Source organism: Methylocystis borbori (assembly GCF_036576025.1).
In the GTDB taxonomy this organism is placed as follows: domain Bacteria; phylum Pseudomonadota; class Alphaproteobacteria; order Rhizobiales; family Beijerinckiaceae; genus Methylocystis; species Methylocystis borbori.
On record NZ_JAZHYN010000012.1, the window covers coordinates 48,418 to 73,295 of the forward strand.

Here is a 24,878-nt window from a genome sequence, read left to right on the forward strand (position 1 = left end):
GACAGTGGCGGATGACGGCATCAAGGGAAGATTTATAGGCTTCCTGTTCACGAGCGTGCTCGCCGGGCTGGTGACGACGACTTTCACGTACAAGAGTTGGCGGGAGCAAACCCGCCTCGATCTCGCCAAAACGCGTCTCGCCGAAGCGACGAAAACCTTCGACCGCGCGTCGCAGCTCATGTCCGGCCGCGTGTTCTATTCCTATCGGGTTTCGCATGCCATCGATGTCGACGATGACGCGGCCTTCGCGGCGAAACTCGACAAGCTCGACAAGGCGGTGGAGGACTGGAACCTCGCCTATGCCGATCTGCTTCAGGACTTCCAATTCGCCTTGGAGATCGACGATAGCGGGCGCGTCCTCCCCTATCACGAGATCCGCACGGCGGATTTCGATGAAAAGGTGCGTTGCGAACATGCGTTCGATGACGACAATGGCCCAAAATACGCCGATTGGAGCAGACCGAGTTGGCTGCTGGCCGCGCTGCATCACTGCTTCATTGTCGCGCGCGTGAAATCCATCGCCCAGTCGCTGCGCGGGAAGCCGACTCCGCCGCCCGCCGTTACGGCGAACAAAGACGTCAAGATCGTCGAGACGAAAATATCGGACAAAACGACGCCTGCCGGCGCGTCGCCTAACGCTGAAGAGCGGCGCAAGAAAGTCGCGGCGTTGGAGAGTTCGATCGATGATTTGAAAACGCACGCCGAGGAGATTCGCGTCGCCGGCAAGAGGGCGATCGAGCGCCTCCGCAACGCCACCGAGACGCGCGGCTATCTGGAATTTCTGCGCAGCTGGTAGTCACTCCTCGGCTTTAAGCGGCCGCAGCAGCAAGGAGTCGATCGCGGCCTCGACGCTGAGCCGTCCCGAAAGGATCGCGTCCACCGCCTCGGCGATCGGCATTTCGACGCCATGCGCATGGCCCATCTCCACCAAGACGCCTGCCGTAAAGGCGCCTTCGGCGAGCTTGCCATGGGCGGCGTCCTGCGCGGCCTCGCCCTGCCCCAGCGCCTGCCCGAGCGCGAAATTGCGCGATTGCGCGGAGCCGCAGGTGAGCACGAGATCGCCAAGGCCGGAGAGGCCCATCAGCGTCTCCTGCCGCGCGCCGAGCGCCCGCCCGAGCCGCGTGACTTCGGCAAAGCCGCGCGCGATGAGCGCCGCCTGCGCGCTTGCGCCGAGTTCGGCGCCATGCGCCATGCCGGCGGCGATGGCGATCACATTCTTCGCCGCCCCGCCGATTTCGACGCCCAGCACGTCGGTCGAGCGATAGAGCCGGAAAGTCCTGGTCGACAGTTCTTCGCAAAGGCGGCGCGCCAAGGCCTCGTCATGCGCGGCGAGCGTCACCGCGGTCGGCAGGCCTTTGCAGACATCGTCGGCAAAGCCCGGCCCCGAGAGCACGGCGACGCCCGCCTGCGGAAGCTCCTCGGCCGCGACCTCGCTCATGAATTTGCGGCGGTCGCGCTCTATGCCCTTGGCGCATACGACGAAGGCGGCGTCGGCGCGCAAATGCGGGCGCGCGGCCCGCGCGGTTTCGCGCATCGCCTGCGCCGGCGTGACGGCGAGGACGATTTCCGCCTCGCTCAGGACCGAAAGATCGGCGGTGGGCGCCACGGCCGCCGCGAGCGGCAAGCCAGGCAAATGGCGCTTGTTCTCGCGGTCGCGCGCGAGCGCGGCGGCGTGGGTGGGATCGCGCGCCCAAAGCGGCACGCGCGCGCGGCCCTGCGCCGCCACATTGGCGAGCGCGACGCCCCAGGCTCCCGCGCCAAGAACTGCGACCGTCGCCCGCGTCATCTCAAGCCGATCCGCTGATTGTCCGGGCGCGCCCAGAGCCTCTCGAAGGCTTCGCGGAACCGCGCCGCCGCCTGCGGGCTCTCTATCACGATAACGTCATTGTCCTGATAGACCGCGCCAGAGACGGTGAAATTGGCCGAGCCGCTGCGCAAGACGCGCCCGTCCACCTGATAGGACTTAAGATGCATCAGGTCGCGCGCGCGGCTTTTGCGCCGTATTTCGAGATTGGGCGCGCCGGCGATCTCCTCGATCGGCGACGCGCCGCGTCCCCTCTCCTCGCCGTCGACATAGAGGCGGACTTTGACGCCCCGCATCGCCGCCCGCCCCAGCGCCGCCGTGAGGGAACGGTCGGTGAGCACATAGGCGGCCATGTCGATCGACTGGCGCGCCTCGCCGATCAGCTTTGCGTCGATGGAGCTCAAGCCGTCTTCCGGCCCGTAGAGCACGCGCACGCCCGCATAGGTCGGCTCCTGCGCCAGAAGCCCCGCGGGCGGCGGCGTCGGCGTCAGCGTCAGCGCCGCCAGCGCCAGGAAAAAGAGGTCGCGCATTCGTTTACGCCTTGCCGTGATGCGCGTCGCTCGCCACGGCGTCGAGCGGCCAGCGCGGGCGCGGCGCGAAAGCGAGATCGTTGGTCAGGCCGCATTTCAGGCGCTCGAGCCCGGCCCAGGCGATAATGGCGCCATTGTCGGAACAGAGATTGGCGGGCGGCGAAACGAAGCGCAGCCCGCTCTCGACGCAAAACTGCGTCAGCGCGCGGCGGATGGCGCCATTGGCCGCGACGCCGCCGCCGATCACGAGGCCCTGCGGCGCGCCATGGCGTTCGATGAAAAGCCGTACGCCCGCGCGCACGCGATCGACGATCACGTCAACGATCGCCGCCTGAAAGGAAGCGGCGAGGTCCTTGACGTCTTTTTCGCTCGGCGTTCCGAGCTTGAGGATTTCGAGGCGCACGGCGGTCTTGAGGCCGGAGAGCGAGAAATCCGCGCCCTCGCGGCCGAGCATGGGCCGCGGAAAATCGAAGCGATGCGGTTCGCCCTGAAGCGCGAGCTTCTCGATCTGCGGTCCGCCGGGGTAAGCGAGGCCGAGCATTTTCGCGACCTTGTCGAAGGCTTCGCCTGCGGCGTCATCGACCGTCGAGCCAAGCCGGCGATAGTCGCCGACCCCCTTGACCGCCACGAGCTGCGTATGTCCGCCGGAAACGAGCAGCGCGAGAAAGGGAAAATTCAGCGCCTCGGTCAGCCGCGCCGTCAGCGCATGGGCTTCCAGGTGATTGACGGCGACGAAAGGCTTGCCGAGCGCGAGCGCCAGCGCCTTGCCGGCGGTGAGCCCGACGAGCACGCCGCCGACGAGCCCCGGCCCCGCCGCGGCGGCGACGGCGTCGAGATCCTTGGCCTCGATCTTCGCATGGCCAAGCGCGCGCGAAATGAGCCTGTCCAGGACGTCGATATGGGCGCGCGCAGCGATCTCCGGCACCACTCCGCCATAGGCGGCGTGCTGGGCGATCTGGCTCAGGACTTCATTCGAAAGAATGTCGCCGCCGTCGCCGCCGAGACGATCCGCGACGACCGCGACGGCGGTCTCGTCGCAAGTGGTTTCAATGCCAAGCACGCGCATGGACGCTCCCTGGCGCGATCGCGCCTTTTTAAACCCTCTCGCGCGCGACGACACCCGCGGCGCGCAAGGAGCTTACCTTCTCGTCTGGCGGCAGGCTTACGCGATTATGGTTGGCGGGAGGTTTACGAACGAGCTTTGGCGAAACTTCAGCGGGGCCGCGCACCCAACGCTAAAGCTAAAGGTCAATATAATTATTTTGATAGTTTCCGGGTAAAGGTCTTGACAAGTTTGTTTGGTGGCCGAGCTGGAACTAATGATCGTTGCTTCTCGAATGACGGCGAAAACTTAAGCCATGTCCGGATTACAGCAGGGCAAGAGAATTAGCCGTCTCTACTTTGAGATTGCCGTTCGATCGAATTCTCCAAGGGAGGATGCTCACATGGCATTGAATCGAACCAAGACATTGGCTTTGACCGCCGCTATCGCAATGGGCGCCGTGATTGCTTCCAGCAGCTTCGCTGAAGCTCGCCGCTACTGCCCGCGCACCCATTCTAGCTGGCATTACGGCTGGCATTACGGCTGGTATAAAGGCCACGGGCCGTTGTATAGCCGGTACTATTATCGTCCCGCCGCTTACGCGGGATGGTATCGCTATCCCGGCTGGTATCGCACGGGCTGGTATGGACCGTCCTATTACGGCTACGGCTATGGCCCGGGATATGGCGGCGGCCTGCTTGGCGCGGGCGCCAGCGTTGTCGGGGCGGGAGTCGGCGCAGGAACGGGACTGCTCGGCGCCGGCCTGTTCGGCATACTCTAATCCGCCTCAGGCGTTCGCGAGCGATCGTAAGGGTTGTGCTCGCGGCGTTTGAGAGGGCGCTCGTTCGCTTGAACGAGCGCCCAATTCATGGTCCGACGCTTGCCCTATGCGCCGCCGAGCCTATAGTCGCGCGCGACGAGATCACGCTGCATTGGGGCGGAATCGCCCCAATGCAGATAACGTGATCGACTCCAAAAGTTTAGGGCGCGCTTTACGCGAAAAACCGGATTCCACTTTTTCGCAGCGCGCTCTAGCAACCGGCGGACCATGGACATTTTGCCTTCCCTTCGCATCGGCACGCGCGGCAGTCCGCTGGCGCTCGCGCAGGCTTATATGGTGCGGGCTGGACTCGCGCGCGCCCATGAGGTCGGCGAAGACCGTTTCGCGATCGAGATCATCCGCACGACAGGCGATCAGATTCAGGACCGGCCTCTTTCCGAATCCGGCGGCAAAGGGCTCTTCACCAAGGAACTCGACAGCGCCCTCATCGCCGGGACGATCGAGCTCGCCGTGCATTCCTCCAAGGATTTGCCGACCCATCTGCCGAGCGAAATCGTCATCGCCGGCTATCTGCCGCGCGAGGACGCCCGCGACGCCTGGATCGGACGCGGCGGCGTCACGCTCGACGCGCTGCCGGAGGGCGCGGTCGTGGGCACGGCGTCGCTGCGCCGCGCCGCGCAGGTGAAGCGCCGCCGGCCGGGCGTCAAGACAACGCTGCTGCGCGGCAATGTCGAGACACGGCTCAAAAAGGTCGAAAGCGGCGAGATCGACGCGACGCTTCTGGCGCTCGCGGGATTGAAGCGTCTCGGCCTCGCCGATCGCGCCACGGCGCTGCTGCCGCTCGATGAATTTCCTCCGGCCTGCGGACAGGGCGCGATCGGGATTACGCGTCGAGCCCAGGACGACGCCGTCCGCGACGCGCTCGCGCCGCTGTTCGATGAAGCGACGGGCTTTGCGCTCGCCGCCGAGCGCGCCTTTCTCGCGGCGCTTGACGGCTCCTGCCGCACGCCGATCGCCGGCCATGCGCAGGTGTCGGGCCACGATCTCGCCTTCGTCGGGGAAGTGCTGAAGGCGGACGGAAGCGAAGCCTATGTCGTGCGCCGGCAGGGCCGCGCCATCGACGCGGCGCTGATCGGCGCCGACGCCGGCAAGGAAATCTTGTTGCGCCTGCCGCATGGCGTCGCGGGGCTGATGTGACGCCCGTTCTGCTGCTGCGCGCGCGCGAGGACGCGGCGCGCACGGCGGAGAAACTGCGCGCGATGGGTTTTTCTCCCCTGCTCTCGCCCGTGCTGGAGATCGTCGCGACCGGCGCGAAAATTCCGCCAGGCGCCTATGACGCCGCGCTCGCCTCGAGCGCCAAGGGCGTCGAACTCGCGCAAGACTCGGAGACCTTCAAGGCCCTGCCCCTCCACGCCGTCGGCGAAAGAACGGCGCAGGCCGCGCGCGCGCTCGGCTGGCGACCTGACATTGTCGCGGGAAACGCCGAAGCGATCCTGCCGGCGCTGCTCGCCCGCTATCCCCAGCCCGCGCTTTTCCTCTATCTCGCCGGGCGCGACCGCCAGCCGGCGCTTGAGGCCGGCTTGAAGGCGGCGGGCCATCGCATCGCCGCCATAGAGGTTTACGAAGCGCGCGCGGCGACGGCGCTCTCGCCGCTGGCCCTCGACGCCATCGCCGCCGGCGAGATCGACGCCGTTCTCCATTACTCTCGCCGCAGCGCCGAGATTTTTCTCTCGCTCGCGAAAGCCGACGGTATTTTGGAAAAGGCGCGCGCCGCCCTAAATCTCGCATTGTCGCCCGAGACCGCGCAGCCGCTTCTGCAAGAGAATTTTCCCAATGTCGGCGTCGCCGAACGGCCGGATGAAGAACATTTGCTGAAGCTGCTTGCTATGCGCGTTCGTTGAGCGCGCGAGCGTACAATGTGACTAAAGCATAAGGGGAGAAAAAATGTTTCGATCCGCGCTTGCTTCAATCCTGCTTCTGATCGCGCTTACTTCTCTCGCTCATGCGCAGGGCGTCGCGGCGCGCTGCGCCAAAGTCGGCGACGATGACAAGTTGACGCCCATTCCAGCCGCGCTCGTTCCGCAAACGCGCCGACTCTTCGGCTTTTCGCCGCAAACGCCGAATGCTGTCATTCGCAAGGGCACGAGCTATCGCTGCATGGGCGGCAAGGCCTGGCTCTGCAATGTCGGCGCGAATCTCGTGTGCAGCAAGGCGAACGTGGCGCAGAGCCTGCCCGGCGCGACGGCTTTCTGTAAACAGAATCCCGGCGCGGACGTGGTGCCGATGGCGGCGACGGGCCATGACACCATCTACGAATGGAAATGCGTCGGATCGAATGCGCAGATCGCGCGCCCGGTCGTCAATATCGACTCTCGCGGCTTCATTGCCGAGAATTGGAAGCCGCTCGACTAATTCTCAACGCTCGCCGAAGCGCGCATACAGCTCTTTGGAGAGTTCCTTGAGCGCGTCGTCGGCTTTCGTCCCGCCGATATTCGTCGTCATCACCATGGCGAGGTCGGATTTCGGCTGCAGCATGAGATAGGCGACATTCATCTCGTTCGAGCCGCCATGAAAGAGGAAAGGCTCGCGCGCGAAGGGCAATTGCACCGTGACCCAGCCGAAGCCATAGCCGCCGAAGGAAGGGGTTCCCGGCGCCGCGTCGGGCTTTGGCGGCATGTCGATGACTTTCGTATGGAGCTTGCCCAGCGTCTCCTTCGAGACCAGCGCTGGCGCCCTCTTGCCTTCTCCCGCATTCCATGAGGCCCACTTGGCGAGATCAAGAATGGAAAGATGAACCGTCCCCGCCGGGCCCATGATCTCGGGATTGTCGCCATTGGGCCCCGCCAGCATCGGCTTGGGGCCCTCGGGAAGCGGAATATGGCCGAGCGGCGCGTCGATCCTGCCGAGGCTCGACTGCGGGCCGAAACCGGCGCTCTTCAAGCCCAGCGGATCGAAGATGCGCGTCGCGACAAGCTCCTCCCATGTCTTTCCAGTCGCCTTTTCCAAGATCGCGCCCGCGAGTATGTAGCCCATATTCGCATAGGCGAATTTCTCGCCGGGCTTCGACTGCAAGGGCTGCGCGACCAATTGCTTGACGAGCCAATAGCGCAATTCGTCGAGATTCTTTTTCTTCTGCGCGAAGGACTCCTGCAAAAATTTGTCATGCGCGTCATTGTCGCTCGGGATGCCGCTCGTATGCGACAGGAGCTGTTCGAGCGTCACGCCTTTCACATCGGCATTCATGCTCCCCGCCAGCTCGGGAAAAGCTTCGGCGACGGTCGTATTCCAGCGCAGCTTGCCGCTTTCGACGAGCATCGCCGCGAGCAGCGCGGTCATCGCCTTGGTGTCGGAGCCGATGTGAAAACGATCGTCGATGGTGACGCGCTCCTCGCCGCCTGCGCGGCGCAGGCCGACGGCCCCTGAAGCGATAATCTTGCCGTCCTTCGCCACCGCCGCGGCGAGCGCGGGAAGGCCATAGCGCGTCAGATAGGGCTGCAGCATGGCGTCGAGCGAAACCCGGGCGCGGCTTGCGGCATGCGCGCCCGTCGTCAAGGGCGAGCCGATGGCCAGCAACGTGACAAGCATTTTGAGCGCGCGCATGACGTCTCCACAGTTACAGACCTCTGGATTCCCGATCGCGCGCAAAACCCCGCGTCGGGAACGAGCCGCAAGGCGGACATCAAATCGGACGATGGAGGAAAGAGCAACCATCGCCAGACTGTCGTTATTGCCCGGCGAGCGCCCAGCCGATCAGCACGATCACCGGCCCGGCGATCGTCTCCCCCGCGACCTTGCTCGGCAAATCGGCGATGGTGCCCTTGATCACGCGCTCATGCGGCGTCGAGGCGCGCTCGATGAGGAAAGCGGGCGTGTCATGCGACATGCCCTCCTGCAACAGGCGCCGCGACAATTCCGGCAGCGTGCGGTTGCCCATATAGACGACCGTCGTCGCGCGCTTGTCGGCGAGCGCGCCCCAATCGAAATCCTCGGGAAATTCGCCGTCCTTGGTATGCGCCGTGATGAATTGCACCCGCCGTGCGATCTCCCGGCTCGTCAGCGATGCGCCAAGCGCCGCGGCGCCGGCGCAGGCGGCGGTCACGCCCGGAACGATCTCGATCGCAAAGCCCGCTTTGCGCAATGCGGCGATTTCTTCGTTCGCGCGGCCGAAGATCAGCGGATCGCCGCCTTTGAGCCGCACGACATTCTTGCCCTCTTGCGCGAGCTTGATGAGGAGCGCGGTGATCTCTTCCTGACGCACGGAGGGCGCATAGCCGCGCTTGCCGACATTGATGCGCGTCGCCTCGCGGCGCGCGAAATCGAGAATGCTCGCCGGAACGAGATCGTCGAAGAGCACGACGTCGGCGCCCGCGAGCGCGCGCATGCCCTTGAGCGTCAGAAGCTCCGGGTCGCCCGGCCCCGCGCCGACCATGATCACGCGACCGCGCGCCGTGGTCTCGGCGCCGCCGCGCGCCTCCTCGATCAGCGCCGCGCGATCTTCGTCCAGCGGCGCCCGCTCGATCTCGCGAAAGGCGAGGCGCGTGAAACGGCGCCAGAAATCGCGCCGCGCCAGAAAATCGAGTCCCGAGGCCCGCGCCAGCGGGCGCCACGACTGAGCGGCGCGCGCCCACGCCTGGAATGTCGCCGGAACGAGGGTCTCGATCCGGCCCCGGACTGCCTGCGCGAAGACAGGCGACGCGCCGCCAGTCGAGACGCCGATGACGAGCGGCGAGCGATTGACGATCGCGCCCATGAGGAAATCGCTGAGCGCGGGGCGGTCGGTCAGGTTGAGCGGCACATGCGCCGCGCACGCGCCTTCTTGCGCCTTTTGCGCCTCGGCGTCGTCCTCGATCACGCCGAGCGCCAGCGCCGCGCCGATAAAATCGTGGGATTCGACGCCGCGCGCATGGATGGCGACATTTTCGCGCGCGCCGGCGATCTCGCGCAGTTTCTCGCTCGGCGCCGACGCATAGACGTCGACCCGCGCGCCGGTCGCCGCCGCGAGATCGGCCTTCCAGGCCGCCGCCTCGGAGCCGCCGATGACGACGACGCGCTTGCCGGCGAGCGGAAAGAACGCCGGCAGCGTCTCGAGCGGCTGCATGAGGTCGGAAGGAACTTCGTCAGGCTTGCGGGTCACGGTCGCGTCTTGGGCGATGGCCGTCATGGCGGAAGCGCGCCGCCAAGCCAATCCAGACGCCCGCGGCTCTGGATTGCTTCGCCTGTGGCTTGCAATGACGGGGAAATGTCGTCGCCGCCTCTATAGTCCATCTGGCCAGCGCGCGCGACCCCCACAGACGCGCAGGGAAAGTCTCACGCCGTCGAACGCAAAAGGGCGGCCCCAAACGGGACCGCCCCAAACAGCCGCCGAATGGGCGTCTTACTTCTTCTTGCCGTCCGCGCCGAACTGCGCGAGGAAGGCCCAGACGTTCTCCTGGTCGGACTCGCTCGGCAGGCCTTGGAAAATCATCTTGGTGCCGGGAATCTTCGCCTTCGGGTTCTTGATGAACTCCTTGAAGGTCGCCTCGTCCCAGGTGATGCCGGAACCCTTGGCCGCTTCCGAATAGTTGTAGCCCTCGACCGAGCCGGCCTTGCGTCCGTCAATGCCGTTCAACTCCGGGGCGACGGCGTTCTTGGCGGTCTCGCCGACCTGATGGCAGGCTTTGCACTTGGCGAAGACCTTTTCGCCCGCTGCGGGATCGCCGGCGGCGAAAGCCTGGCCGACGGAAGCGGCGAAAGCGACGCTCGCGGCGAACGTCAGCAGCGAATTCATCTTCATCCTTGTTCCTTTCCTCATCCCGGCGTCGCTTCGCGCGCGCCTTTTCTTAAAAAACGGGCCCGGCCAAAAGTCTGGCGTCTCGCAAGCGCTCATTAGACCATTTCGAAACTACAGTGAAGCGGCCTTCCAAGGCAATACGGCCAGGCTTGCATCGCCGATCGCCGCCAAATTACGCCGGAGCGCTTGAATGCGGGCTGAACCGGGATCAGTTCACGCGGCGCAGCGTGAGATTGACCCGCGCGCCAAGCGCGGCGAGCGGCGTCGGCAAGGGCTGCGCGAGCCAGGGCATGATCTTGTCGACGCCGTGAAAACGACGCCGCGACGGGCCCGACAGGACCAGCGCGTCGCCGGAGGACAGGATGAGAGAGATCGCCTTGTCGGCCCGCCGCGCGCCGCCGAGCTTGAAACGGCAGTCGGCCCCAAGCGACAGGGACAATATCGGCGCGGCGAAATCGGCTTCGTCCCGGTCCTGATGCAGCCCCATGCGCGCGTTTTCGTCATAGACGTTTATGAGGCAGGCTTCAGGCGATTTGGGATAGCCCGTAAGCTGCGTCCAGGCGTCGAGGAGCGCCTGCGGCATTGGCGGCCAGGGCGCGCCGGTCGCGGGGTGGCGCGCCTCGTAGCGATAGCCCTTTTCCTTATCGCTCACCCAGCCGAGCGGGCCGCAATTGGTCATGCGCACCGACATGGGCGCGCCGGTCTTCGGCATGGTCGAGACGTAGAGCGGCGCGGCGGCGACGACTTCGGCGATATCATGGGCAAGCGCCGCCTGCGCCGCCTCGTCGAGGAAGCCCGGATAGTGGAACGCGCCGGGCGCGAGTTCGGGCATACCTGCTATCCGGTGAAGCGGCGTCGAAAAGTCCATTCGAGGCCGCCGGCGCCCCGACTATTGCTGCAGCGCGTCTCTGACCGCCGAACCGATCTGAAGCGCGTTATGCGTGAGAAGCATCTCCACCGATATATCATTGTATTGCGACAGCGCTACTCCCGGCTTGACGGTTCGTCGGACCACACTTCGCGCCGCCGCCCCTCGCGCCGGCGCGCTCCTGGCGCCCCCAGCAGGAGGCCCAAAGGTTATCAGCAGCTCACTTGTGTCTTTTCGGGTTGCGTCAAACAATTTCGCGCTCGTCGTGGCGACGCGCACAAGGCTCCAGTTCGGCGTCGCATTCATATTGAACGACAGTTTGAACGTAATTTTGTGATTGATAGTTTTTATCGGATCGCCAGCTTGGTACTGCGCAAAATCCAAATCACGGCATTCCCTGCTCAGGGGGGGTTCCCCGCTCAATAGCGGTATCATGGTCTCATCTTCGCGAGCCGGCATCCCCAGAAATGCGCATTTCTTTATCGGCTCCAGCACATCGTCCAGCCAGTCGTTGATCTTAAGGTTCGCATTGATTGCGATCCCGCCGATCTTGTAACAGCTTTCGGGCGTTAGGGCGATCGGCTCGGGGTCGTTAACGAACTGGCTGAAGGGATAAGCGAATTGAACGATGTCCTCGCGGCTGGCGTTATATGACAGGCCGCCGCCAACGCCGAAATTGTAGAACTGGGGCACCACGCGCGGTTTGGTGTAGTCGCCCAGGCCCACTTGAGCGTCGACCCAGTTGGGAGTCTTCAACGAAACCCCAGGATTGAACGCGAGCGAATCCTCGACCTGAAGGTTCAAGTCAATTAATGCGTTCCAATTTTCAAACCATGTGAGCTTTCGTTTTCCATATTCGTGGTCACGATCGCGTTCGATCTGATTCCGAACCGCCCAGCGAATTTCGCACTGAACGCCTCGGATTACGTCAAACAATACGCGCTTCTTCCATTCATGTCCGAGTAGCGGCGCGGCTTCTGGTATAAGCAAGCATCCAGCAAGACCGGAGGACACTACGCTAATTGCCGCGATGCACGCGATCAATTTGAATGAATGGGAAGCGGTTTTTCCCATCGCAAAATCCCCCATTAAAAATCATCTACTTAAACAAAATTCGCGATGACCATTAATCGCCCTTTCTTTGAGTCGCGCAACTTTCAAGAAGTCAAAGTGAAGGAATTTTCGAACAGATGTGGCTTTCATGCCACATAAAACTTAACCGCAATAATTAGCCGGCCAACACCGTCTTCGACGCCACGGTGGAATCGGCGTTGAGCTGATAGACGATTGGCACGCCGGTCGCGAGCTCCAGCGTCGTCACCGACTCGGGCGTCAGCTGCTCCAGCACCATGCAGAGCGCGCGCAGGCTATTGCCATGCGCCGCGACCAGCGCCCGCTCGCCGCGCATCACCGGCGGCAGGATGCGCTGGCAATAGAAGGGCACGACCCGCGCCACCGTGTCCTTCAGGCTCTCGCCGCCCGGCGGCTGCACGTCATAGGAGCGCCGCCACAGACGCACCTGCTCTTCGCCCCATTTGTCGCGCGCTTCGTCCTTGTTGAGGCCGGAAAGGTCGCCGTAATGGCGCTCGTTCAGCGCCCGGTCCTTTATGGTCGGCACCCCCGTCTGGCCAAGCTCCTCGAAGATCAGGTCGATCGTATGCTGGGCGCGGATCAGCGTGGAGGTGAAACCGACGCTGAAAAGAATGTCGAGCTTCCTCAATTCGCGGCCGGCGCGGCGCGCCTCCTCGACTCCCAGCGGGCTCAGATCGGGATTTTTCCAGCCGGTAAAGAGATTTCGGGCGTTCCATTCGCTTTGGCCATGGCGGACCAGGACGAGAGTGCGATTCATGCTCATAGACTCTCGCGATAATCAGGCGCCCGAGAGGCCGAGCACGTCGGCCATGGAATAGAGCCCCGGCGCCTTGCCGCGAGTCCAAAGCGCCGCCGCCAGGGCGCCGCGCGCGAAGACGCCGCGATCCTCGGCGCGATGCGACAATTCGATTCGCTCGCCCGCGCCGGCGAAAACGACCGTGTGGTCGCCGATGACCGTCCCGCCGCGAAGGCTTGCGAAACCGATTTCGCCCAACCTGCGCGGGCCGGTGAGGCCGGCCCGGCCGCGCGCGCTATTCTCGGCGAGAGCGACGCCGCGCCCATGCGCCGCCGCCTCCCCCAGCAGAAGGGCCGTGCCGGAAGGCGCGTCCACTTTCAGGCGATGATGCATTTCGACGATCTCGGCGTCCCAGGCGGGGCCGAGCGCCCGCGCAGCGCGCTCGACCAGCACGGCGAGGAGATTGACGCCAAGGCTCATATTGCCGGAGCGCACCACCACCGTTTCGCGCGCCGCCTCGGCGATAGCGTCGAGGTCCGCTTGCGAGAGGCCGGTCGTGCCGATGACATGGGCGATCTTGGCGCGCGCCGCCGCCTTCGCCATCTCGACGCTGGCGACGGGCGAGGAGAAATCGACGATCGCGTCGGCGTCGGCCAGGGCGGCGGCGACGTCGCTCGTAATCGGCACGCCATTGGGCGTCGTTCCGTGGCCGAACCCGCTGTCGACGCCGAGCGTGGGCGAGTCCGGCTGCTCCAAAGCGGCGGTCAGGCGCACGCCCAAAGTATCGGGGATGATCTGCGTCAGCATCCGGCCCATGCGGCCCGAGGCGCCCACCACCACCAAACGCAATTCGTTCATGCTCATTGTCCCCGGCCCTGCGGCCTGTATCGCGGCGCATCAGCCGCGATGGCGCTCGGAGAGCGCGCTTCCCCTATACAGGCGAGGCTGGAGGTTGAGAAGCCGGCGCATTACTTTGAGCGCTCGGATTCACCTGCCCGAATGGGCGGTTATTTCGGCTTGGGGCGAAAACTTTTCACTCGCGCCGGATCGGTCTCGATATAGGCGGCGCCGATGAGGTCGAGGCAGTAAGGCACGGCCGGCATGACCGCGTCGAGGCAGAGCTCGATCGCCGCGGGCTTGCCCGGCAGGTTGATGACAAGGCATTTGCCGCGATGCGCGGCGAGCTGACGGGAAAGGATCGCGGTTGGCGTCTGCGCAAGCGAGACCTGGCGCATCAGTTCGCCGAAACCAGGGAGCTCGCGCGGACAGGCGGCGAGCGTCGCCTCGGGCGTGAGGTCGCGCGGGCTCGGGCCGGTGCCGCCGGTCGTGACGATGAGATCGCAGCCGAGCGTGTCGGCAAGATCGATCAGCGTGTCGCGCACGCTCTCGAAGCCGTCGGGAATGACGCGGCGCTCGATGCGGAAAGGCGTCGTCAGCGCGGCTTTCAGATAGGCTTCGATCGCCGGGCCGCTCTCGTCTTTGTAGATTCCGGCGCTGGCGCGGTCAGAAGCGGTGACGACGCCGATGATCGCGGCGCGCTTAATATTGGTCATACGAGAATCTCCCGCCTGTCTCTTTGGCGCCTTGCGGCGGCATTGTCAGCAGCGGTCTTTGCAACGCCTGCGCCAGCTAAGCTAGCTTTAAGCACCTAATTCCACGTCAATTTTGAGATTTTAAATTCAGATAAGAACGCATATTCAATGTATTTTTAGATATACAACCGTAGAATTTGCAAAATTATTTAAAAATATTGGCAAAATATATTTTGCCACATTTTGAAATTAGAAACGTCAGCTTCAACTCCATTCAAACAAATGGAAACTATGCGCTGAATCGCTTGAGAGAGCGATCGGCGTTCTTCACGCTTGTGCGTAAACGGAGCAATCCTGAATGAAGCATGTCTTTGGCGTATTGACGATTCTTGGACTGACGACCGCGCCTGCGCTGGCGCATCATGCCGCACGCCATAAGGCGCAGCACCACGCGCGCCATTCGGTGCGTAGCGCCGAGCCGGCGCAGGCCCAAGGATTTACCGCCAATGCGTCGTTTTATGGCGGCGGCCCGCGCCGCTACGAGCCAAACGCGAGAACCGCCAATGGCGAAATCTTCAACATGTGGGACATGACCGCCGCCCATCGCACCCTGCCCATGGGGACGCGGTTGCTTCTGACCTATGGGGACCGTTCGGTGATCGTCCGCGTCAATGACCGCGGTCCGGCCGCTTGGACCGGACGCAGTCTCGACGTCTCGCGCGGCGCAGCGACCGAGCTTGGGCTCATCGAACGCGGCACAGGACAGGTGCGTGTGACCGTGCTCGGCCGCGGCTGAACTGACTGATCTTAACGCGACACGCCCGGCCTGAGCCGGGCGTGTTCTCTTTAACCAAATTTTTTTGACATATCGACATATTAATGATATGTCATGAATATGCCTGAACGTACAACCGTCCGCCTTCCGGAAGACCTTCTTCGCCGCGCTCGGCGCAAGGCGGCCGCCGAGGATCGCACCTTGACCTCGATGATCGAAGAAGGGCTTCGCATCGTCGTTTGCGGAGAAGCGCCACGGTCTCCAGCGCCCCGCTATGCGCGCATCAGCCGCGAGACTGGCGGGCCAGCGCCTGGCGTTGATTTTCCCAGGCTGCGAGATATCGACGAGCAGGAAGACGCCGAGCGCTTGAGCCGCTTGGAATCGCAATATCCCGCGCCCGAAAAATGAATCTAGCCGACGTTAACGTGCTTATCGAGGCGTTCCGCAGCGACTCGCCTCGCCACGGCCGTTGCAGAAAATGGCTCGATGACGCCTTCGACAGCCGCGCGCCATTCGGCGTGTCGCGCCTTGTGTTGAGCGCGGTAGTGCGCATCACGACGAACCGCAGATTTTATCAATCGCCGAGTTCGCTCGAGGAAACCTTCGGCTTTTGCGCCGACATACTGGCCCAGCCGAATTGCCGCCTCGTCGAACCAGGCGAAGGCCATTGGCGGATATTCGAGCGACTATGCATCGAAACGAATATTCGCGGACCGATGGTGACGGACGCCTGGTTCGCCGCATTGGCGATCGAATGGGATTGCGAATGGATCACTCTCGATTGCGATTTCGCACGCTTTCCAGGACTGAAATGGCGAACGCCCGGCGATTAGGGCGACGAACCGATCGCCATCTCATCCTCGCACATAAATCTGCGCGCCCCTTTCGACGAACTCCTCGGCCTTCTCGGCCATGCCCTTTTCGCGCTCGATCGCTTGCGCCTCTTCGCGCAAATCGCGGGTGATCTGCATCGAACAAAATTTCGGGCCGCACATCGAGCAGAAATGCGCGAGTTTATGCGCCTCCTTGGGCATGGTTTGGTCGTGGAATTCGCGCGCCGTGTCGGGATCGAGTCCGATGTCGAACTGGTCGTTCCAGCGAAAATCGAAACGCGCGCGGCTCATGGCGTCGTCGCGCTCGCGCGCCGCCGGATGGCCCTTGGCGAGGTCGGCGGCGTGGGCGGCGATGCGATAAGTGATGACGCCGGTCTTCACGTCGTCGCGATCCGGCAGGCCCAGATGCTCCTTGGGCGTGACGTAGCAGAGCATCGCCGTGCCGAACCAGCCGATCATCGCCGCGCCAATGCCCGACGTAATGTGGTCGTAGCCCGGCGCGATGTCGGTGACGAGCGGCCCGAGCGTGTAGAAAGGCGCCTCGCCGCAGGCCTTAAGCTGCTTCTCCATATTGGCCTTGATCTTATGCATCGGCACATGGCCGGGGCCTTCGATCATGACCTGGCAACCCTTGTCCCAGGCGATTTTCGTCAATTCGCCAAGCGTCTCCAATTCGGCGAATTGCGCTGCGTCATTGGCGTCGGCGTTGGAGCCGGGACGCAATCCGTCGCCCAATGAGAAGGACACATCGTAGCGGCGCATGATGTCGCAGATTTCGTCGAAGCGTTCGTAAAGAAAGCTCTCCTTGTGCTTCGAGAGGCACCAGCGCGCCATGATCGAGCCGCCGCGCGAGACGATGCCGGTGACGCGGCTCGCGGTGAGCGGCACATAGGCGAGGCGCACGCCGGCATGGATGGTGAAATAATCGACCCCCTGCTCCGCCTGTTCGATCAGCGTGTCCTTGAACACTTCCCAATCGAGCTTCAAGGCGTCGCCGCCGACCTTTTCGAGCGCCTGATAGATCGGCACCGTGCCGATCGGAACCGGCGCGTTACGGATGATCCAGTCGCGGATATTGTGGATGTTGCGGCCGGTCGAGAGGTCCATCACCGTATCGGCGCCCCAGCGGATCGCCCAAACCATTTTCTCGACTTCCTCAGCAACGGAGGAAGTGACGGCGGAATTGCCGATATTGGCGTTGACCTTGACGAGGAAATTGCGGCCGATGACGACCGGCTCCAATTCCGGGTGATTGACGTTGGCGGGGATGATGGCGCGTCCGCGCGCGATCTCATCGCGCACGAATTCAGCCGTCACGAATTCGGGGATAGAGGCGCCGAAACTCTCGCCGTCGGCGATGCGCGCTTTCGCAGCGTCAAAAGCGCGCTCGCGACAAAGATTCTCGCGATGCGCGACATAGATCATCTCTTCGGTGATGACGCCCGCGCGCGCGAATTCGAGCTGCGTGACGGGCGCTGTCCCGGCGGCGCGATAGAGCTGGCGCTCGGCCGGACATGGCGGCACGAGGCGATCGCCTTCCACGAAGCCATTGTCCTCAGGCTTGACCGCGCGCCCCTGATAGCTCTCGAGCCCGGTCCGGGCCGCGAGCCAGGGCCGCGCCGCCGGCAATCCGGCGGACAGATCGGGCGTGAAGGATTCGCAGCTATAGGGGCCGGAGGGATCGTAGACGCGCAGCGGCGGCTCGCCGGAAGACGCATCGAGCGCGATCTCGCGATAGGGAACACGGATGTCGTCGCGCCCCTGCGGAGCCGAATAGATTTTGCGCGACGCGCCGATCGGGCCGGTGGTGACGCTCGCAGGCAGGCGCTTGTCGTGAATATTCATGATCGCGCTCCTTCATCTCGCTCCTTCAAGGGAAGCGGACGCGGGGTTGAAGCGGCGATGCGGGGATGCGTTGGAAGGGCGTCGACGCCGCGCGCCGTCGCCTTTTCGCTGGCCTTCCCTCCGCCGGCATAACCCGGATCAGGTTCGACGGGTGCTTCTCAGCCGCGCTTGCGGCGCCCCTCGCCATTGGGGAGAAGCTAGCCTCTTCGCGCCGCGCTCGCAAGCGGAGCGCAAACCGTTTCTCAGCGGTCCTCATTGTGAAGATGCGCCACGCCGACGAGCTTATCGAGCGCCACGACGAAAGCGAGGCCCCTGTTAGGCTCTGTCAGTTCGGCGGCGCGGACGATCTCCTGCAAAATGGCGTCGGCCTTGTCGGCATAGACGACGGTGAGCACGATCTCCTTTTCCGGCTCGATCGCGATGCCGAAAATCTTTTCATGCTCGTTGACGCCAATGCCGCGTCCGTAAACGACCGTGCCGCCGCGCGCTCCGGCCTTAACGGAAGCTTCGAGAACCGTGTTGCCCCAACCCTTCCGCACGATGGTCACGATCAAAGAAGCGTTCAACAACATCGTCGTCACTCCTGTCGCCGCTCGGTCCAGCGGACGAGAAGCCCTAATGTCATCACCGAAACCATGGGCGCGAGCGCGATCAGCGATACGAGCCCGAGGCCCTCGACGATCATATCGCGGCCATTGGCCGAGGCGGCCGCGCCAAGCGCGAGCGCGAGAAGAAAAGTATTCGCCATCGGCCCCGTCGCGACCCCGCCCGCATCGACCGCAATCGCCACGAAATCCCTTTCGCAGAGCCACATGATGACGATGACGACCGCATAGCCGGGCGCAAGGAGATAGAGCAGCGGAATCCCATAGGCGATCCTCAACAAGCCGAGCGCGACCGACAGAGCGACGCCAATGCTGACCGTATAAAGAACGGTCGGCGCGGAAATAGAACCGGAGGAGGCTTCTTCAACCTGTTCGGCGAAAATGCGCACCGCCGGCTCGCTCCAGGTGGTGACGAAGCCAAGAAAAAGGCCGATCAGGGCGAGCAGCCCTTTATGCGGCATGGCCCCCAGCGCCTCGCCGATGGCGCGGCCGATAGGCATAAAGCCGATCTCGACGCCGACAAGGAAGAGGAAAAGCCCAGCCGCCGCAATAAGCGTTCCGATCATGATATCGACGACATTCTTGCCGGGCAGTTTCAGCAACAGCGCCTGGAACACAAGGAAGAGCGCGGCCAGGGGCAAGACGGCTTCGGCGACGCTGGCCGCGGCGACGCCGAATTCGTCGAGAAGCCTGTCGAGGCTCACCGCAGCAATATCCCGACAGCCATCATGACGAAGATCGGGCCGACGGAAGCAAATCCCAAAAGCCCGAAGCCGTCGGAGATGGCCGAACGGCCGGCGAGAACGGAGCTCAAGCCTATGGCGATCGAGATGATGACCGGCGCCGTCAATACGCCCGTCGTCACGCTGCCCGCGTCATAGGCGAGCGGGATGAACTGACCCGGCGCGAAAAAGGACATGAGGAGCATCGCGCCATAAGTGACCGTCAGCAGGACCCGCAGCGAGAAGCCCAAGACGATGCGCGCCATGGCGACCGCGGCAAAGACCGCTACGCCCAGAGCAATGGCGTAGAGAATCGTCTGGCGGGAAATCTGGTCCATGGCGCGGTTGACCTGATTGGCGAGCACGAGCACGTCGGGTTCTGCGACCGTGGTCGCAAAGCCGAAGGCGAAGGCGACCGCGACGACCAGCATGATCGATCCCTTCTCGGGCAGCGCGGCGCCGATATATCTGCCCATCGGCAGGACGCCGTAGTCGACGCCGGTGAAGAGGAGAAGCATTCCCGCGACGATGAAGACCGCGCCGATAAGGAAATCGACGAAGGCCGCCGTTGAGGCGCCGACGAGGGCGAACTGAAGCAGGCAAACGACGGCGAACAAGGGCGCGACCGCCCTCAGCACCTCGAAGAGCTTTTCTTTTAGAAGCAATAGCATAGCTTTGAATGCTAAGATTGCGTCGCGCTTGTGTCAACGAAAGCGGCTCCATCGCCTTTCTTCTCAAGAATAAGGAGGGTTGCTCTACAGTGGCGGGGGCGTCTCGCTGAAGTATGTTCGCGACTCATTCTTTCACGAACATGCTTTAGCTTCATCAATCGACGCATCTTCCTCAGCCGGACCGGCCACCGTTTCGGCGAAAAAATGCGCTAACCGCCGCGATAAGAATGACCCAAGCCAGCCTCAAAGGACTGACATCCGAGGAAGCCGCGAGGCGCCTCGCCATATATGGCCCCAATGCGCAGCCGCAGGCGCCGCCCCCTAACGTTTTCGCCATCGCGCTGCGCACGCTGAAAGAGCCGATGTTCTTTCTGCTGGCGCTGGCGGCGTTGCTTTTCTTCATATTCGGCGATCCCGGCGAAGGACTTTTCATGGTGGCGGGCGCGAGCGCCTCGATCGCCCTCGTCGTCTTTCAGGAGCTGCGCAGCGAGCGCGCGCTCGAGGCGCTGCATAGGCTCGCCGAGCCGATGGCGCATTGCATTCGCGACGGCGAAGAGCGCCGCATACCCTCGCACGAACTTACGCCCGGCGACGTCATTCTCGTCGGCGAAGGCGAACGAATCCCGGCCGACGCGCTGCTCGTCGGCGGCGACGCGCTTGTCGTCGACGAGTCGCTCCTTACGGGCGAGTCGGCGCCGGTGACAAAGACATTTGTCGGCGACGCGCGGCCCGAGGAATTTCCCGACGCCGGCGGCGAGCGCACGCCTTTTCTTTACGCCGGCGCGATGATCACGCGCGGCGCGGGCGTCGCCGAAGTGGCGCGCACCGGCGCGCGCACCGCCATGGGCCAGCTTGGCGCCTCGCTCGCGGCGATAGAAATGGAGCCCAGTCCGCTGCAGAAAAGAACCGGCGCGCTGGTCGCGACGCTCGGCGCCTTCGCGCTGGTTTTCTGCGTGCTACTCTTCGTCGCCTATGGCCTCGTCCATGGCGACTGGTTCGAGGGCGCGATCGCCGGCATCACGCTCGCCATCGGCCTGCTGCCGGAAGAATTCCCGATGGTGCTCGCGATCTTCCTCGCGCTCGGCGCCTTTCGGCTGGCGCGCCGCAATGTGCTCGTGCGCCGCTCCAGCGTCACGGAAACGCTCGGCTCCGCCTCGATCCTCTGCGTCGACAAGACGGGAACGCTGACGCAAAACCGCATGAGCATCGTCGCTTTTTCGACGAACGATGGAATGAGGCCCGTCGATGCGGCCGAAAACGACGACGCGCTCCGAAGGTTGCTGCGCGTCGCCTTGCGCGCCTCATCCGTAAACCCCGTCGATCCGATGGATCGCGCCGTGCATGCGCTGGCCGCGCGCATGGGCGTTGCGACGCAGGACGCGCCGATCGAAAGCTTTCCGCTGCGCCCCGACCTTCTCGCCTTCATTCAGTCCTGGCGCGAAACCGAAGGAATAAGCTACGCCGCCAAGGGCGCGCCGGAGGCGGTCTTCAAGCTCGCGCGCCTCTCCGAGGATGAACGCGCGCGTTACGACGCCGAAATCGACGAAATCGCGCAAGGGGGACTGCGCCTTCTCGCCGTGGCGCGCAGCGCGCCCGCAAGGGAGCCGCCGCCGCCGGAAGCCGCGCCTTTCGAATTCATCGGCCTGCTTGCCTTCGAGGATCCGCTGCGCGAGGACGCGCCCGCCGCCGTGGCGGCGGCGCGGCGGGCCGGAATCGCCGTCGCGATGATCACCGGCGACTATCCGGCGACGGCGCGCGCCATCGCGCGCGCGGCGGGGATCGACGCCGAGCCGGGCGTCCTGACCGGCGCCGAGATCGCGGCGACGCCGGTCGAAGAATTGCCGAAGAAGATTCGCGACATTCGCGTCTTCGCGCGCGTCACGCCGGCAAGCAAGCTGGCGCTTGTCGAAGCCTTCAAGGCCGACGGCCATATCGTCGCCATGACCGGCGACGGGGTCAACGACGGGCCGGCGCTCGCGGCCGCGCATATCGGCATCGCCATGGGACAGCGCGGCTCCGACGTTGCGCGAGAGGCGGCGCATATCGTGTTGCTCGACGACAGTTTCGCTTCAATCGTCGCGGGCGTCGCCCTGGGGAGGCGCATCTTCGCCAATCTGCGCCGCGCGCTCACATACGTCACCGCCATCCATGTTCCCATCGCGGGGCTGGCGCTCGCGCCAATTCTAATGGGGCTTCCGCCGCTCCTGCTGCCCGCGCATATCGTGCTGATGGAGCTCATCATCGACCCCACCTGCGCGCTGGTTTTCGAGGCGCAGCCGAACGACCCGGACGCGATGCGAAAGCCGCCGCGCCCCCGCGACCAGCCGCTGTTCGGATCGCATGATCTGGCGCTCGGCTTCGTGCAGGGATTCGTCGTCTTTCTCGCGGTCATGGCCGTCTATCTCATCGATAACGGGTTCGGCACGCCGGAGCCGCAGGCGCGCGGCCTCGCCTTCGCGACTCTCGTCGCGGGCACGCTCACCCTGGCGCTGGCCGACGCGCTGCCGCAGGGCGTTTCGCTTTTTTCCAAGGAAAATTTCGCCTTTTGGGCGGTCGCCGGCGCCGCCGCGACGATGGTCGCGGCAAGTCTTTATCTTCCGCTTCTCGCCCATCTGCTTCGTTTCGAACCGCCGTCATGGCCAAAGCTTGGCTTGGCCCTGGCGCTCGCCGCCATCGCCGGGAGCTGGTACGGCGTATGGCTTCGCCTGCTCCATCCAGCCATGAAACGGGCCTCGGCCCAGCCCGCGTGAACCGCGCGCCCATTGCTTGAATTGACGCCGTTTCTGCCGATGGTGCGCCTTCCGGCCGCATCGACTGTGGCAAGGACGCGACACGCAATGAATATTGTGCGCAAGCCAAGATAAACCCTGCCTAAATGCGGGCGATCCTGTTATTTTTTCTGTAATAATTTGGAAATGCGCGGAAGCGGCGTCGCGCGACAACGGCTTTCGTCGATGAGCAAAATGACCTGGCGCCATCTCCTGCTTCTACTGACGACGCTCGGCTTGCTTGCGCCGGGATCGTCTTTTGGCGCGGACGGCTATTTTCTCATCGGCTATGGACCGCGCCAGAAGGCGCTTGCCGGCGCGGGCGCGGCCGATCAGCGCGACGCGATGGCGCTGTCGGTCAACCCTGCCGGCATCGTCGGGCTGGAGCGCCAGTTCCAGCTCGGCCTCACCGCCATCAACGGCGACCGGGGCTATCGGACGACGGGATTTCCCCGCGTCCTGGCGCCGGGCGAGGTCCGCAGCGGACGGCCTTGGTTCGCGGTGCCCAACAGCGGCTATGTCCAGCCGATCGACGCCGTCTCGGCATGGAGCCTTTCCTCCTATGCGAACGGCGGCATCAACACCTCTTATGACTGGGGCCATTATCATCCGCCGCTCGGAGGACCGCTCGGCGGGGGTTTCGCGGGCATCGATCTGCAGCAAGGCTTTTTGAGCATCGGCTACGCCCGCCGCTTCGGCACGCCGCTCGGGCCGCTCACCATCGGCGTCGCCCCCACCATCGCGATCCAGATGATCAACATTCAGGGCTTGAGGCCCTTCTCCTCCTATTCGGCCAATCCGTGGGAAATGTCCGATATGGCCTATGACTGGTCATATGGCGGCGGGCTGCGCGCCGGCGCGCTTTGGGGCGTTGCCGATAATTTCCGCCTCGGCCTTTCGGCGTCGACGCCGATGTGGATGTCGCGTTTCGAAAAATATTCGGGTCTCATCGCCGACTACGGCCGTTTCGACATTCCGGCGCAACTGCAGGCGGGGCTGGCCTACGATATCCTGCCGAATCTCACGGTGATGCTCGACTGGCGCCATATTTTCTTTTCGGCCGTGCCGGTGCTCGGCAATCCAACCAATCCCCTTTTGCCCCGTTCGCTCGGCTCGAAGGACGGTCCGGGATTCGACTGGACGGACGTCGACTCTGGCGCGATCGGCGCCGAATGGCGCTATTCGCCGACACTGGCGCTGCGCGCAGGCTATCACTACGCCAGCAACCCCTTGCGCTGGCGCTCGGTGACGGTGAACGTCCTGTCGCCGATCATCAATCGGCACCAGGCAAGCATCGGCTTCAACTATGCGGTGACGCGCAATTCCGCCGTCGATTTCGCCTTCGTCTACGCCTTCAAGAATTCGGTTACGGGCGTCGAATGGCTGCCGGCGCAGCCGGGTCTCCCCTTCGGCGGACCTAATCCGTTCGCCACCATCACGCCATGGGTCGATGCGTTCGAAATAACCTTGGGATATAATTACAAATGGGACGCAGGGGATAATTCCTGGCTCCCCACGCGTTTTTAAATCTTTCGGGCTTCCCCGACGGCCGTCGCATGAGCGGCCCGCCTGGCGCGCCTCCTCAATAAAAGGAGGCGCGCTTTTTTATGCGTCAAGCGACGACGATCTGGGGAGCGGCGCGCTGCTTGCGCGTTTCGAGCAGCGTTTTCACCTTGGCGGCGAGGCCAAGATAGACGAGGGCCTGGGGGCTCTCCGGCTCGGCGCCGACCACCGGGCGGCCGCTGTCCGACATTTCGCGAATCTTGATGTCCAGCGGCGCCTCGCCGAGGAAGGGCACGCCGAGTTTCTCCGCGTCGCGCCGCGCGCCGCCATGCGCGAAAATCTCCGAGCGGCCGCCGCAATGCGGGCAGAGGAAATAGCTCATATTCTCGATGATCCCGAGAATCGGCGCCTCGACCTTCTCGAACATCGCGACGGCGCGCCGCGCGTCGATGAGCGCGAGGTCCTGCGGGGTCGAGACGATCACGGCGCCCGAGAGCGGCACCTGCTGCGCGATGGTGAGCTGAACGTCGCCCGTGCCGGGCGGCATGTCGATCACCAGCGCGTCGAGTTCGCCCCATTTCACTTCGCCGAGCAATTGCGAAATCGCCTGCGACACCATGGCGCCGCGCCAGATCAGCGGCGTGTCTTCTTCGACGAGAAAGCCCATGGACATGATCTTCACGCCATAGGCTTCGAGCGGGACAAGCTTCCCCTCCTCGATTTTGGGCTTTTCCGAAAAGGCGAAGAGCCGCGGCATGGAAGGGCCATAGACGTCGGCGTCGAGCAGCCCGACCTTCCAGCCTTGCGCCGCGAGGCCGAGCGCGAGATTGGCGGATGTGGTGGATTTCCCGACGCCGCCCTTGCCGGACGCCACGGCGACGATGAAGCGGATTTTTTCCAGCGCCGGGATGAAGCCCTTGCGCTGCGGCGCCGCCGCCGGGGCGTGCGAATGGCCATGGGCTTGCTGCGGGCGCGGCGGCGGAGGCGCGGCGGCTCCCGGG

The 24,878-nt window shown here is 64.1% G+C and carries 25 protein-coding genes and 1 riboswitch; of the genes, 9 read left to right on the forward strand and 16 right to left on the reverse strand.

Annotation, left to right across the window (positions count from 1 at the left end; translation table 11 throughout):
• Positions 1-4 precede the first annotated feature (4 nt).
• A complete protein-coding gene (locus V3H18_RS06060) occupies positions 5-796 on the forward strand; it encodes a hypothetical protein (protein ID WP_332081069.1) in 792 nt (263 codons plus the stop codon).
• On the opposite strand, the gene V3H18_RS06065 is transcribed toward V3H18_RS06060, so the two are convergent.
• From V3H18_RS06065 to tsaD, 3 genes are read right to left on the reverse strand one after another with little or no spacing between them, the layout of a single operon-like run.
• Positions 797-1,786: an NAD(P)H-dependent glycerol-3-phosphate dehydrogenase gene (locus V3H18_RS06065; RefSeq protein ID WP_332081070.1), complete on the reverse strand. Its 990-nt coding sequence runs from the start codon at positions 1,784-1,786 to the stop codon at positions 797-799.
• On the reverse strand, positions 1,783-2,334 hold the full coding sequence (locus V3H18_RS06070; RefSeq protein ID WP_332081071.1) for a phospholipase D-like domain-containing protein: 552 nt from the start codon (positions 2,332-2,334) through the stop codon (positions 1,783-1,785). Before V3H18_RS06070 ends, V3H18_RS06065 begins: the two co-directional genes overlap by 4 nt.
• Before the next feature lie 4 nt (positions 2,335-2,338).
• Positions 2,339-3,400: a tRNA (adenosine(37)-N6)-threonylcarbamoyltransferase complex transferase subunit TsaD gene (gene tsaD / locus V3H18_RS06075; RefSeq protein WP_332081072.1), complete on the reverse strand. Its 1,062-nt coding sequence runs from the start codon at positions 3,398-3,400 to the stop codon at positions 2,339-2,341.
• 379 nt (positions 3,401-3,779) lie between these two features.
• On the opposite strand from tsaD, the gene V3H18_RS06080 reads away from it, so the two are divergent.
• From V3H18_RS06080 to V3H18_RS06095, 4 genes are all read left to right on the forward strand, one after another.
• Complete coding sequence (locus V3H18_RS06080) at positions 3,780-4,157, forward strand: hypothetical protein (RefSeq protein WP_332081073.1); 378 nt, start codon at positions 3,780-3,782, stop codon at positions 4,155-4,157.
• Positions 4,158-4,424: 267 nt separating this feature from the next.
• Positions 4,425-5,354, forward strand: coding sequence for a hydroxymethylbilane synthase (hemC, locus tag V3H18_RS06085; protein ID WP_332081074.1), 930 nt, complete (start codon positions 4,425-4,427; stop codon positions 5,352-5,354).
• On the forward strand, positions 5,351-6,058 hold the full coding sequence (locus tag V3H18_RS06090) for a uroporphyrinogen-III synthase (RefSeq protein ID WP_332081075.1): 708 nt from the start codon (positions 5,351-5,353) through the stop codon (positions 6,056-6,058). The genes hemC and V3H18_RS06090 overlap by 4 nt, the downstream gene beginning before the upstream one ends.
• A gap of 43 nt (positions 6,059-6,101) precedes the next feature.
• The gene (locus V3H18_RS06095; protein ID WP_332081076.1) at positions 6,102-6,569 is read left to right on the forward strand and encodes a hypothetical protein; all 468 of its coding nucleotides are present in this window, start codon (positions 6,102-6,104) and stop codon (positions 6,567-6,569) included.
• A 3-nt stretch (positions 6,570-6,572) separates the two neighbouring features.
• Here V3H18_RS06095 and V3H18_RS06100 read toward each other — a convergent pair whose 3' ends face one another.
• From V3H18_RS06100 to mog, 8 genes are all read right to left on the reverse strand, one after another.
• The gene (locus V3H18_RS06100) at positions 6,573-7,757 is read right to left on the reverse strand and encodes a serine hydrolase domain-containing protein (protein ID WP_332081077.1); all 1,185 of its coding nucleotides are present in this window, start codon (positions 7,755-7,757) and stop codon (positions 6,573-6,575) included.
• A 124-nt stretch (positions 7,758-7,881) separates the two neighbouring features.
• Entirely contained in the window at positions 7,882-9,291 is a 1,410-nt protein-coding gene (gene cysG / locus V3H18_RS06105; protein ID WP_408631766.1) for a siroheme synthase CysG, read from the reverse strand.
• 240 nt (positions 9,292-9,531) lie between these two features.
• Positions 9,532-9,930, reverse strand: a complete 399-nt coding sequence (locus tag V3H18_RS06110; RefSeq protein WP_332081079.1) for a cytochrome c-554 — start codon at positions 9,928-9,930, stop codon at positions 9,532-9,534.
• Positions 9,931-10,135: 205 nt separating this feature from the next.
• Positions 10,136-10,759 (reverse strand): alpha-ketoglutarate-dependent dioxygenase AlkB family protein, encoded by a 624-nt coding sequence (locus tag V3H18_RS06115; protein WP_332081080.1) that lies wholly within the window; start codon positions 10,757-10,759, stop codon positions 10,136-10,138.
• A gap of 57 nt (positions 10,760-10,816) precedes the next feature.
• On the reverse strand, positions 10,817-11,869 hold the full coding sequence (locus V3H18_RS06120) for a hypothetical protein (RefSeq protein WP_332081082.1): 1,053 nt from the start codon (positions 11,867-11,869) through the stop codon (positions 10,817-10,819).
• Positions 11,870-12,023: 154 nt separating this feature from the next.
• Positions 12,024-12,650, reverse strand: coding sequence for a 2,3-bisphosphoglycerate-dependent phosphoglycerate mutase (locus V3H18_RS06125; RefSeq protein WP_332081083.1), 627 nt, complete (start codon positions 12,648-12,650; stop codon positions 12,024-12,026).
• A gap of 15 nt (positions 12,651-12,665) precedes the next feature.
• Positions 12,666-13,481 (reverse strand): 4-hydroxy-tetrahydrodipicolinate reductase, encoded by an 816-nt coding sequence (gene dapB, locus V3H18_RS06130; protein ID WP_332081084.1) that lies wholly within the window; start codon positions 13,479-13,481, stop codon positions 12,666-12,668.
• Positions 13,482-13,630: 149 nt separating this feature from the next.
• Positions 13,631-14,176: a molybdopterin adenylyltransferase gene (gene mog / locus V3H18_RS06135; RefSeq protein ID WP_332081085.1), complete on the reverse strand. Its 546-nt coding sequence runs from the start codon at positions 14,174-14,176 to the stop codon at positions 13,631-13,633.
• A 337-nt stretch (positions 14,177-14,513) separates the two neighbouring features.
• On the opposite strand from mog, the gene V3H18_RS06140 reads away from it, so the two are divergent.
• The gene (locus V3H18_RS06140; RefSeq protein WP_332081086.1) at positions 14,514-14,951 is read left to right on the forward strand and encodes a septal ring lytic transglycosylase RlpA family protein; all 438 of its coding nucleotides are present in this window, start codon (positions 14,514-14,516) and stop codon (positions 14,949-14,951) included.
• Between the two features lie 383 nt (positions 14,952-15,334).
• Positions 15,335-15,763 (forward strand): type II toxin-antitoxin system VapC family toxin, encoded by a 429-nt coding sequence (locus V3H18_RS06145; RefSeq protein WP_332081087.1) that lies wholly within the window; start codon positions 15,335-15,337, stop codon positions 15,761-15,763.
• 21 nt (positions 15,764-15,784) lie between these two features.
• Here the strand turns inward: V3H18_RS06145 and thiC are convergent, their stop codons facing one another.
• The 4 genes from thiC to V3H18_RS06165 form a co-directional block, all read right to left on the reverse strand.
• Positions 15,785-17,608: a phosphomethylpyrimidine synthase ThiC gene (gene thiC / locus V3H18_RS06150; RefSeq protein ID WP_332081088.1), complete on the reverse strand. Its 1,824-nt coding sequence runs from the start codon at positions 17,606-17,608 to the stop codon at positions 15,785-15,787.
• Positions 17,609-17,705: 97 nt separating this feature from the next.
• Positions 17,706-17,799, reverse strand: a riboswitch (TPP riboswitch).
• Between the two features lie 51 nt (positions 17,800-17,850).
• Positions 17,851-18,180, reverse strand: a complete 330-nt coding sequence (locus V3H18_RS06155) for a P-II family nitrogen regulator (RefSeq protein WP_332081097.1) — start codon at positions 18,178-18,180, stop codon at positions 17,851-17,853.
• Between the two features lie 5 nt (positions 18,181-18,185).
• Complete coding sequence (locus V3H18_RS06160) at positions 18,186-18,917, reverse strand: DUF1538 domain-containing protein (protein ID WP_332081089.1); 732 nt, start codon at positions 18,915-18,917, stop codon at positions 18,186-18,188.
• Positions 18,914-19,606: a DUF1538 domain-containing protein gene (locus V3H18_RS06165; protein ID WP_332081090.1), complete on the reverse strand. Its 693-nt coding sequence runs from the start codon at positions 19,604-19,606 to the stop codon at positions 18,914-18,916. Before V3H18_RS06165 ends, V3H18_RS06160 begins: the two co-directional genes overlap by 4 nt.
• Before the next feature lie 227 nt (positions 19,607-19,833).
• Between V3H18_RS06165 and V3H18_RS06170 the strand changes: the two genes are divergently transcribed.
• Both V3H18_RS06170 and V3H18_RS06175 read left to right on the forward strand, forming a co-directional pair.
• Positions 19,834-22,356 (forward strand): cation-translocating P-type ATPase, encoded by a 2,523-nt coding sequence (locus V3H18_RS06170; protein WP_332081092.1) that lies wholly within the window; start codon positions 19,834-19,836, stop codon positions 22,354-22,356.
• A gap of 204 nt (positions 22,357-22,560) precedes the next feature.
• Positions 22,561-23,901: an OmpP1/FadL family transporter gene (locus V3H18_RS06175; protein WP_332081093.1), complete on the forward strand. Its 1,341-nt coding sequence runs from the start codon at positions 22,561-22,563 to the stop codon at positions 23,899-23,901.
• Between the two features lie 85 nt (positions 23,902-23,986).
• Here V3H18_RS06175 and V3H18_RS06180 read toward each other — a convergent pair.
• Positions 23,987-24,878: Mrp/NBP35 family ATP-binding protein (locus tag V3H18_RS06180; RefSeq protein ID WP_332081094.1), on the reverse strand; the 892-nt coding region annotated here is incomplete at its 5' end.

What these genes read in the sequence shown, in the direction of transcription:
- V3H18_RS06065 (WP_332081070.1), bottom strand. Translation starts at nt 1,786, where the DNA reads ATGACGCGGGCGACGGTCGCAGTTCTTGGCGCGGGAGCCTGGGGCGTC.
- V3H18_RS06070 (WP_332081071.1), bottom strand. Translation starts at nt 2,334, where the DNA reads ATGCGCGACCTCTTTTTCCTGGCGCTGGCGGCGCTGACGCTGACGCCG.
- tsaD (WP_332081072.1), bottom strand. Translation starts at nt 3,400, where the DNA reads ATGCGCGTGCTTGGCATTGAAACCACTTGCGACGAGACCGCCGTCGCG.
- V3H18_RS06080 (WP_332081073.1), top strand. Translation starts at nt 3,780, where the DNA reads ATGGCATTGAATCGAACCAAGACATTGGCTTTGACCGCCGCTATCGCA.
- hemC (WP_332081074.1), top strand. Translation starts at nt 4,425, where the DNA reads ATGGACATTTTGCCTTCCCTTCGCATCGGCACGCGCGGCAGTCCGCTG.
- V3H18_RS06095 (WP_332081076.1), top strand. Translation starts at nt 6,102, where the DNA reads ATGTTTCGATCCGCGCTTGCTTCAATCCTGCTTCTGATCGCGCTTACT.
- V3H18_RS06100 (WP_332081077.1), bottom strand. Translation starts at nt 7,757, where the DNA reads ATGCGCGCGCTCAAAATGCTTGTCACGTTGCTGGCCATCGGCTCGCCC.
- V3H18_RS06110 (WP_332081079.1), bottom strand. Translation starts at nt 9,930, where the DNA reads ATGAAGATGAATTCGCTGCTGACGTTCGCCGCGAGCGTCGCTTTCGCC.
- V3H18_RS06115 (WP_332081080.1), bottom strand. Translation starts at nt 10,759, where the DNA reads ATGCCCGAACTCGCGCCCGGCGCGTTCCACTATCCGGGCTTCCTCGAC.
- V3H18_RS06120 (WP_332081082.1), bottom strand. Translation starts at nt 11,869, where the DNA reads ATGGGAAAAACCGCTTCCCATTCATTCAAATTGATCGCGTGCATCGCG.
- V3H18_RS06125 (WP_332081083.1), bottom strand. Translation starts at nt 12,650, where the DNA reads ATGAGCATGAATCGCACTCTCGTCCTGGTCCGCCATGGCCAAAGCGAA.
- dapB (WP_332081084.1), bottom strand. Translation starts at nt 13,481, where the DNA reads ATGAACGAATTGCGTTTGGTGGTGGTGGGCGCCTCGGGCCGCATGGGC.
- mog (WP_332081085.1), bottom strand. Translation starts at nt 14,176, where the DNA reads ATGACCAATATTAAGCGCGCCGCGATCATCGGCGTCGTCACCGCTTCT.
- V3H18_RS06140 (WP_332081086.1), top strand. Translation starts at nt 14,514, where the DNA reads ATGAAGCATGTCTTTGGCGTATTGACGATTCTTGGACTGACGACCGCG.
- V3H18_RS06145 (WP_332081087.1), top strand. Translation starts at nt 15,335, where the DNA reads ATGAATCTAGCCGACGTTAACGTGCTTATCGAGGCGTTCCGCAGCGAC.
- thiC (WP_332081088.1), bottom strand. Translation starts at nt 17,608, where the DNA reads ATGAATATTCACGACAAGCGCCTGCCTGCGAGCGTCACCACCGGCCCG.
- V3H18_RS06155 (WP_332081097.1), bottom strand. Translation starts at nt 18,180, where the DNA reads ATGTTGTTGAACGCTTCTTTGATCGTGACCATCGTGCGGAAGGGTTGG.
- V3H18_RS06165 (WP_332081090.1), bottom strand. Translation starts at nt 19,606, where the DNA reads ATGCTATTGCTTCTAAAAGAAAAGCTCTTCGAGGTGCTGAGGGCGGTC.
- V3H18_RS06170 (WP_332081092.1), top strand. Translation starts at nt 19,834, where the DNA reads ATGACCCAAGCCAGCCTCAAAGGACTGACATCCGAGGAAGCCGCGAGG.
- V3H18_RS06175 (WP_332081093.1), top strand. Translation starts at nt 22,561, where the DNA reads ATGAGCAAAATGACCTGGCGCCATCTCCTGCTTCTACTGACGACGCTC.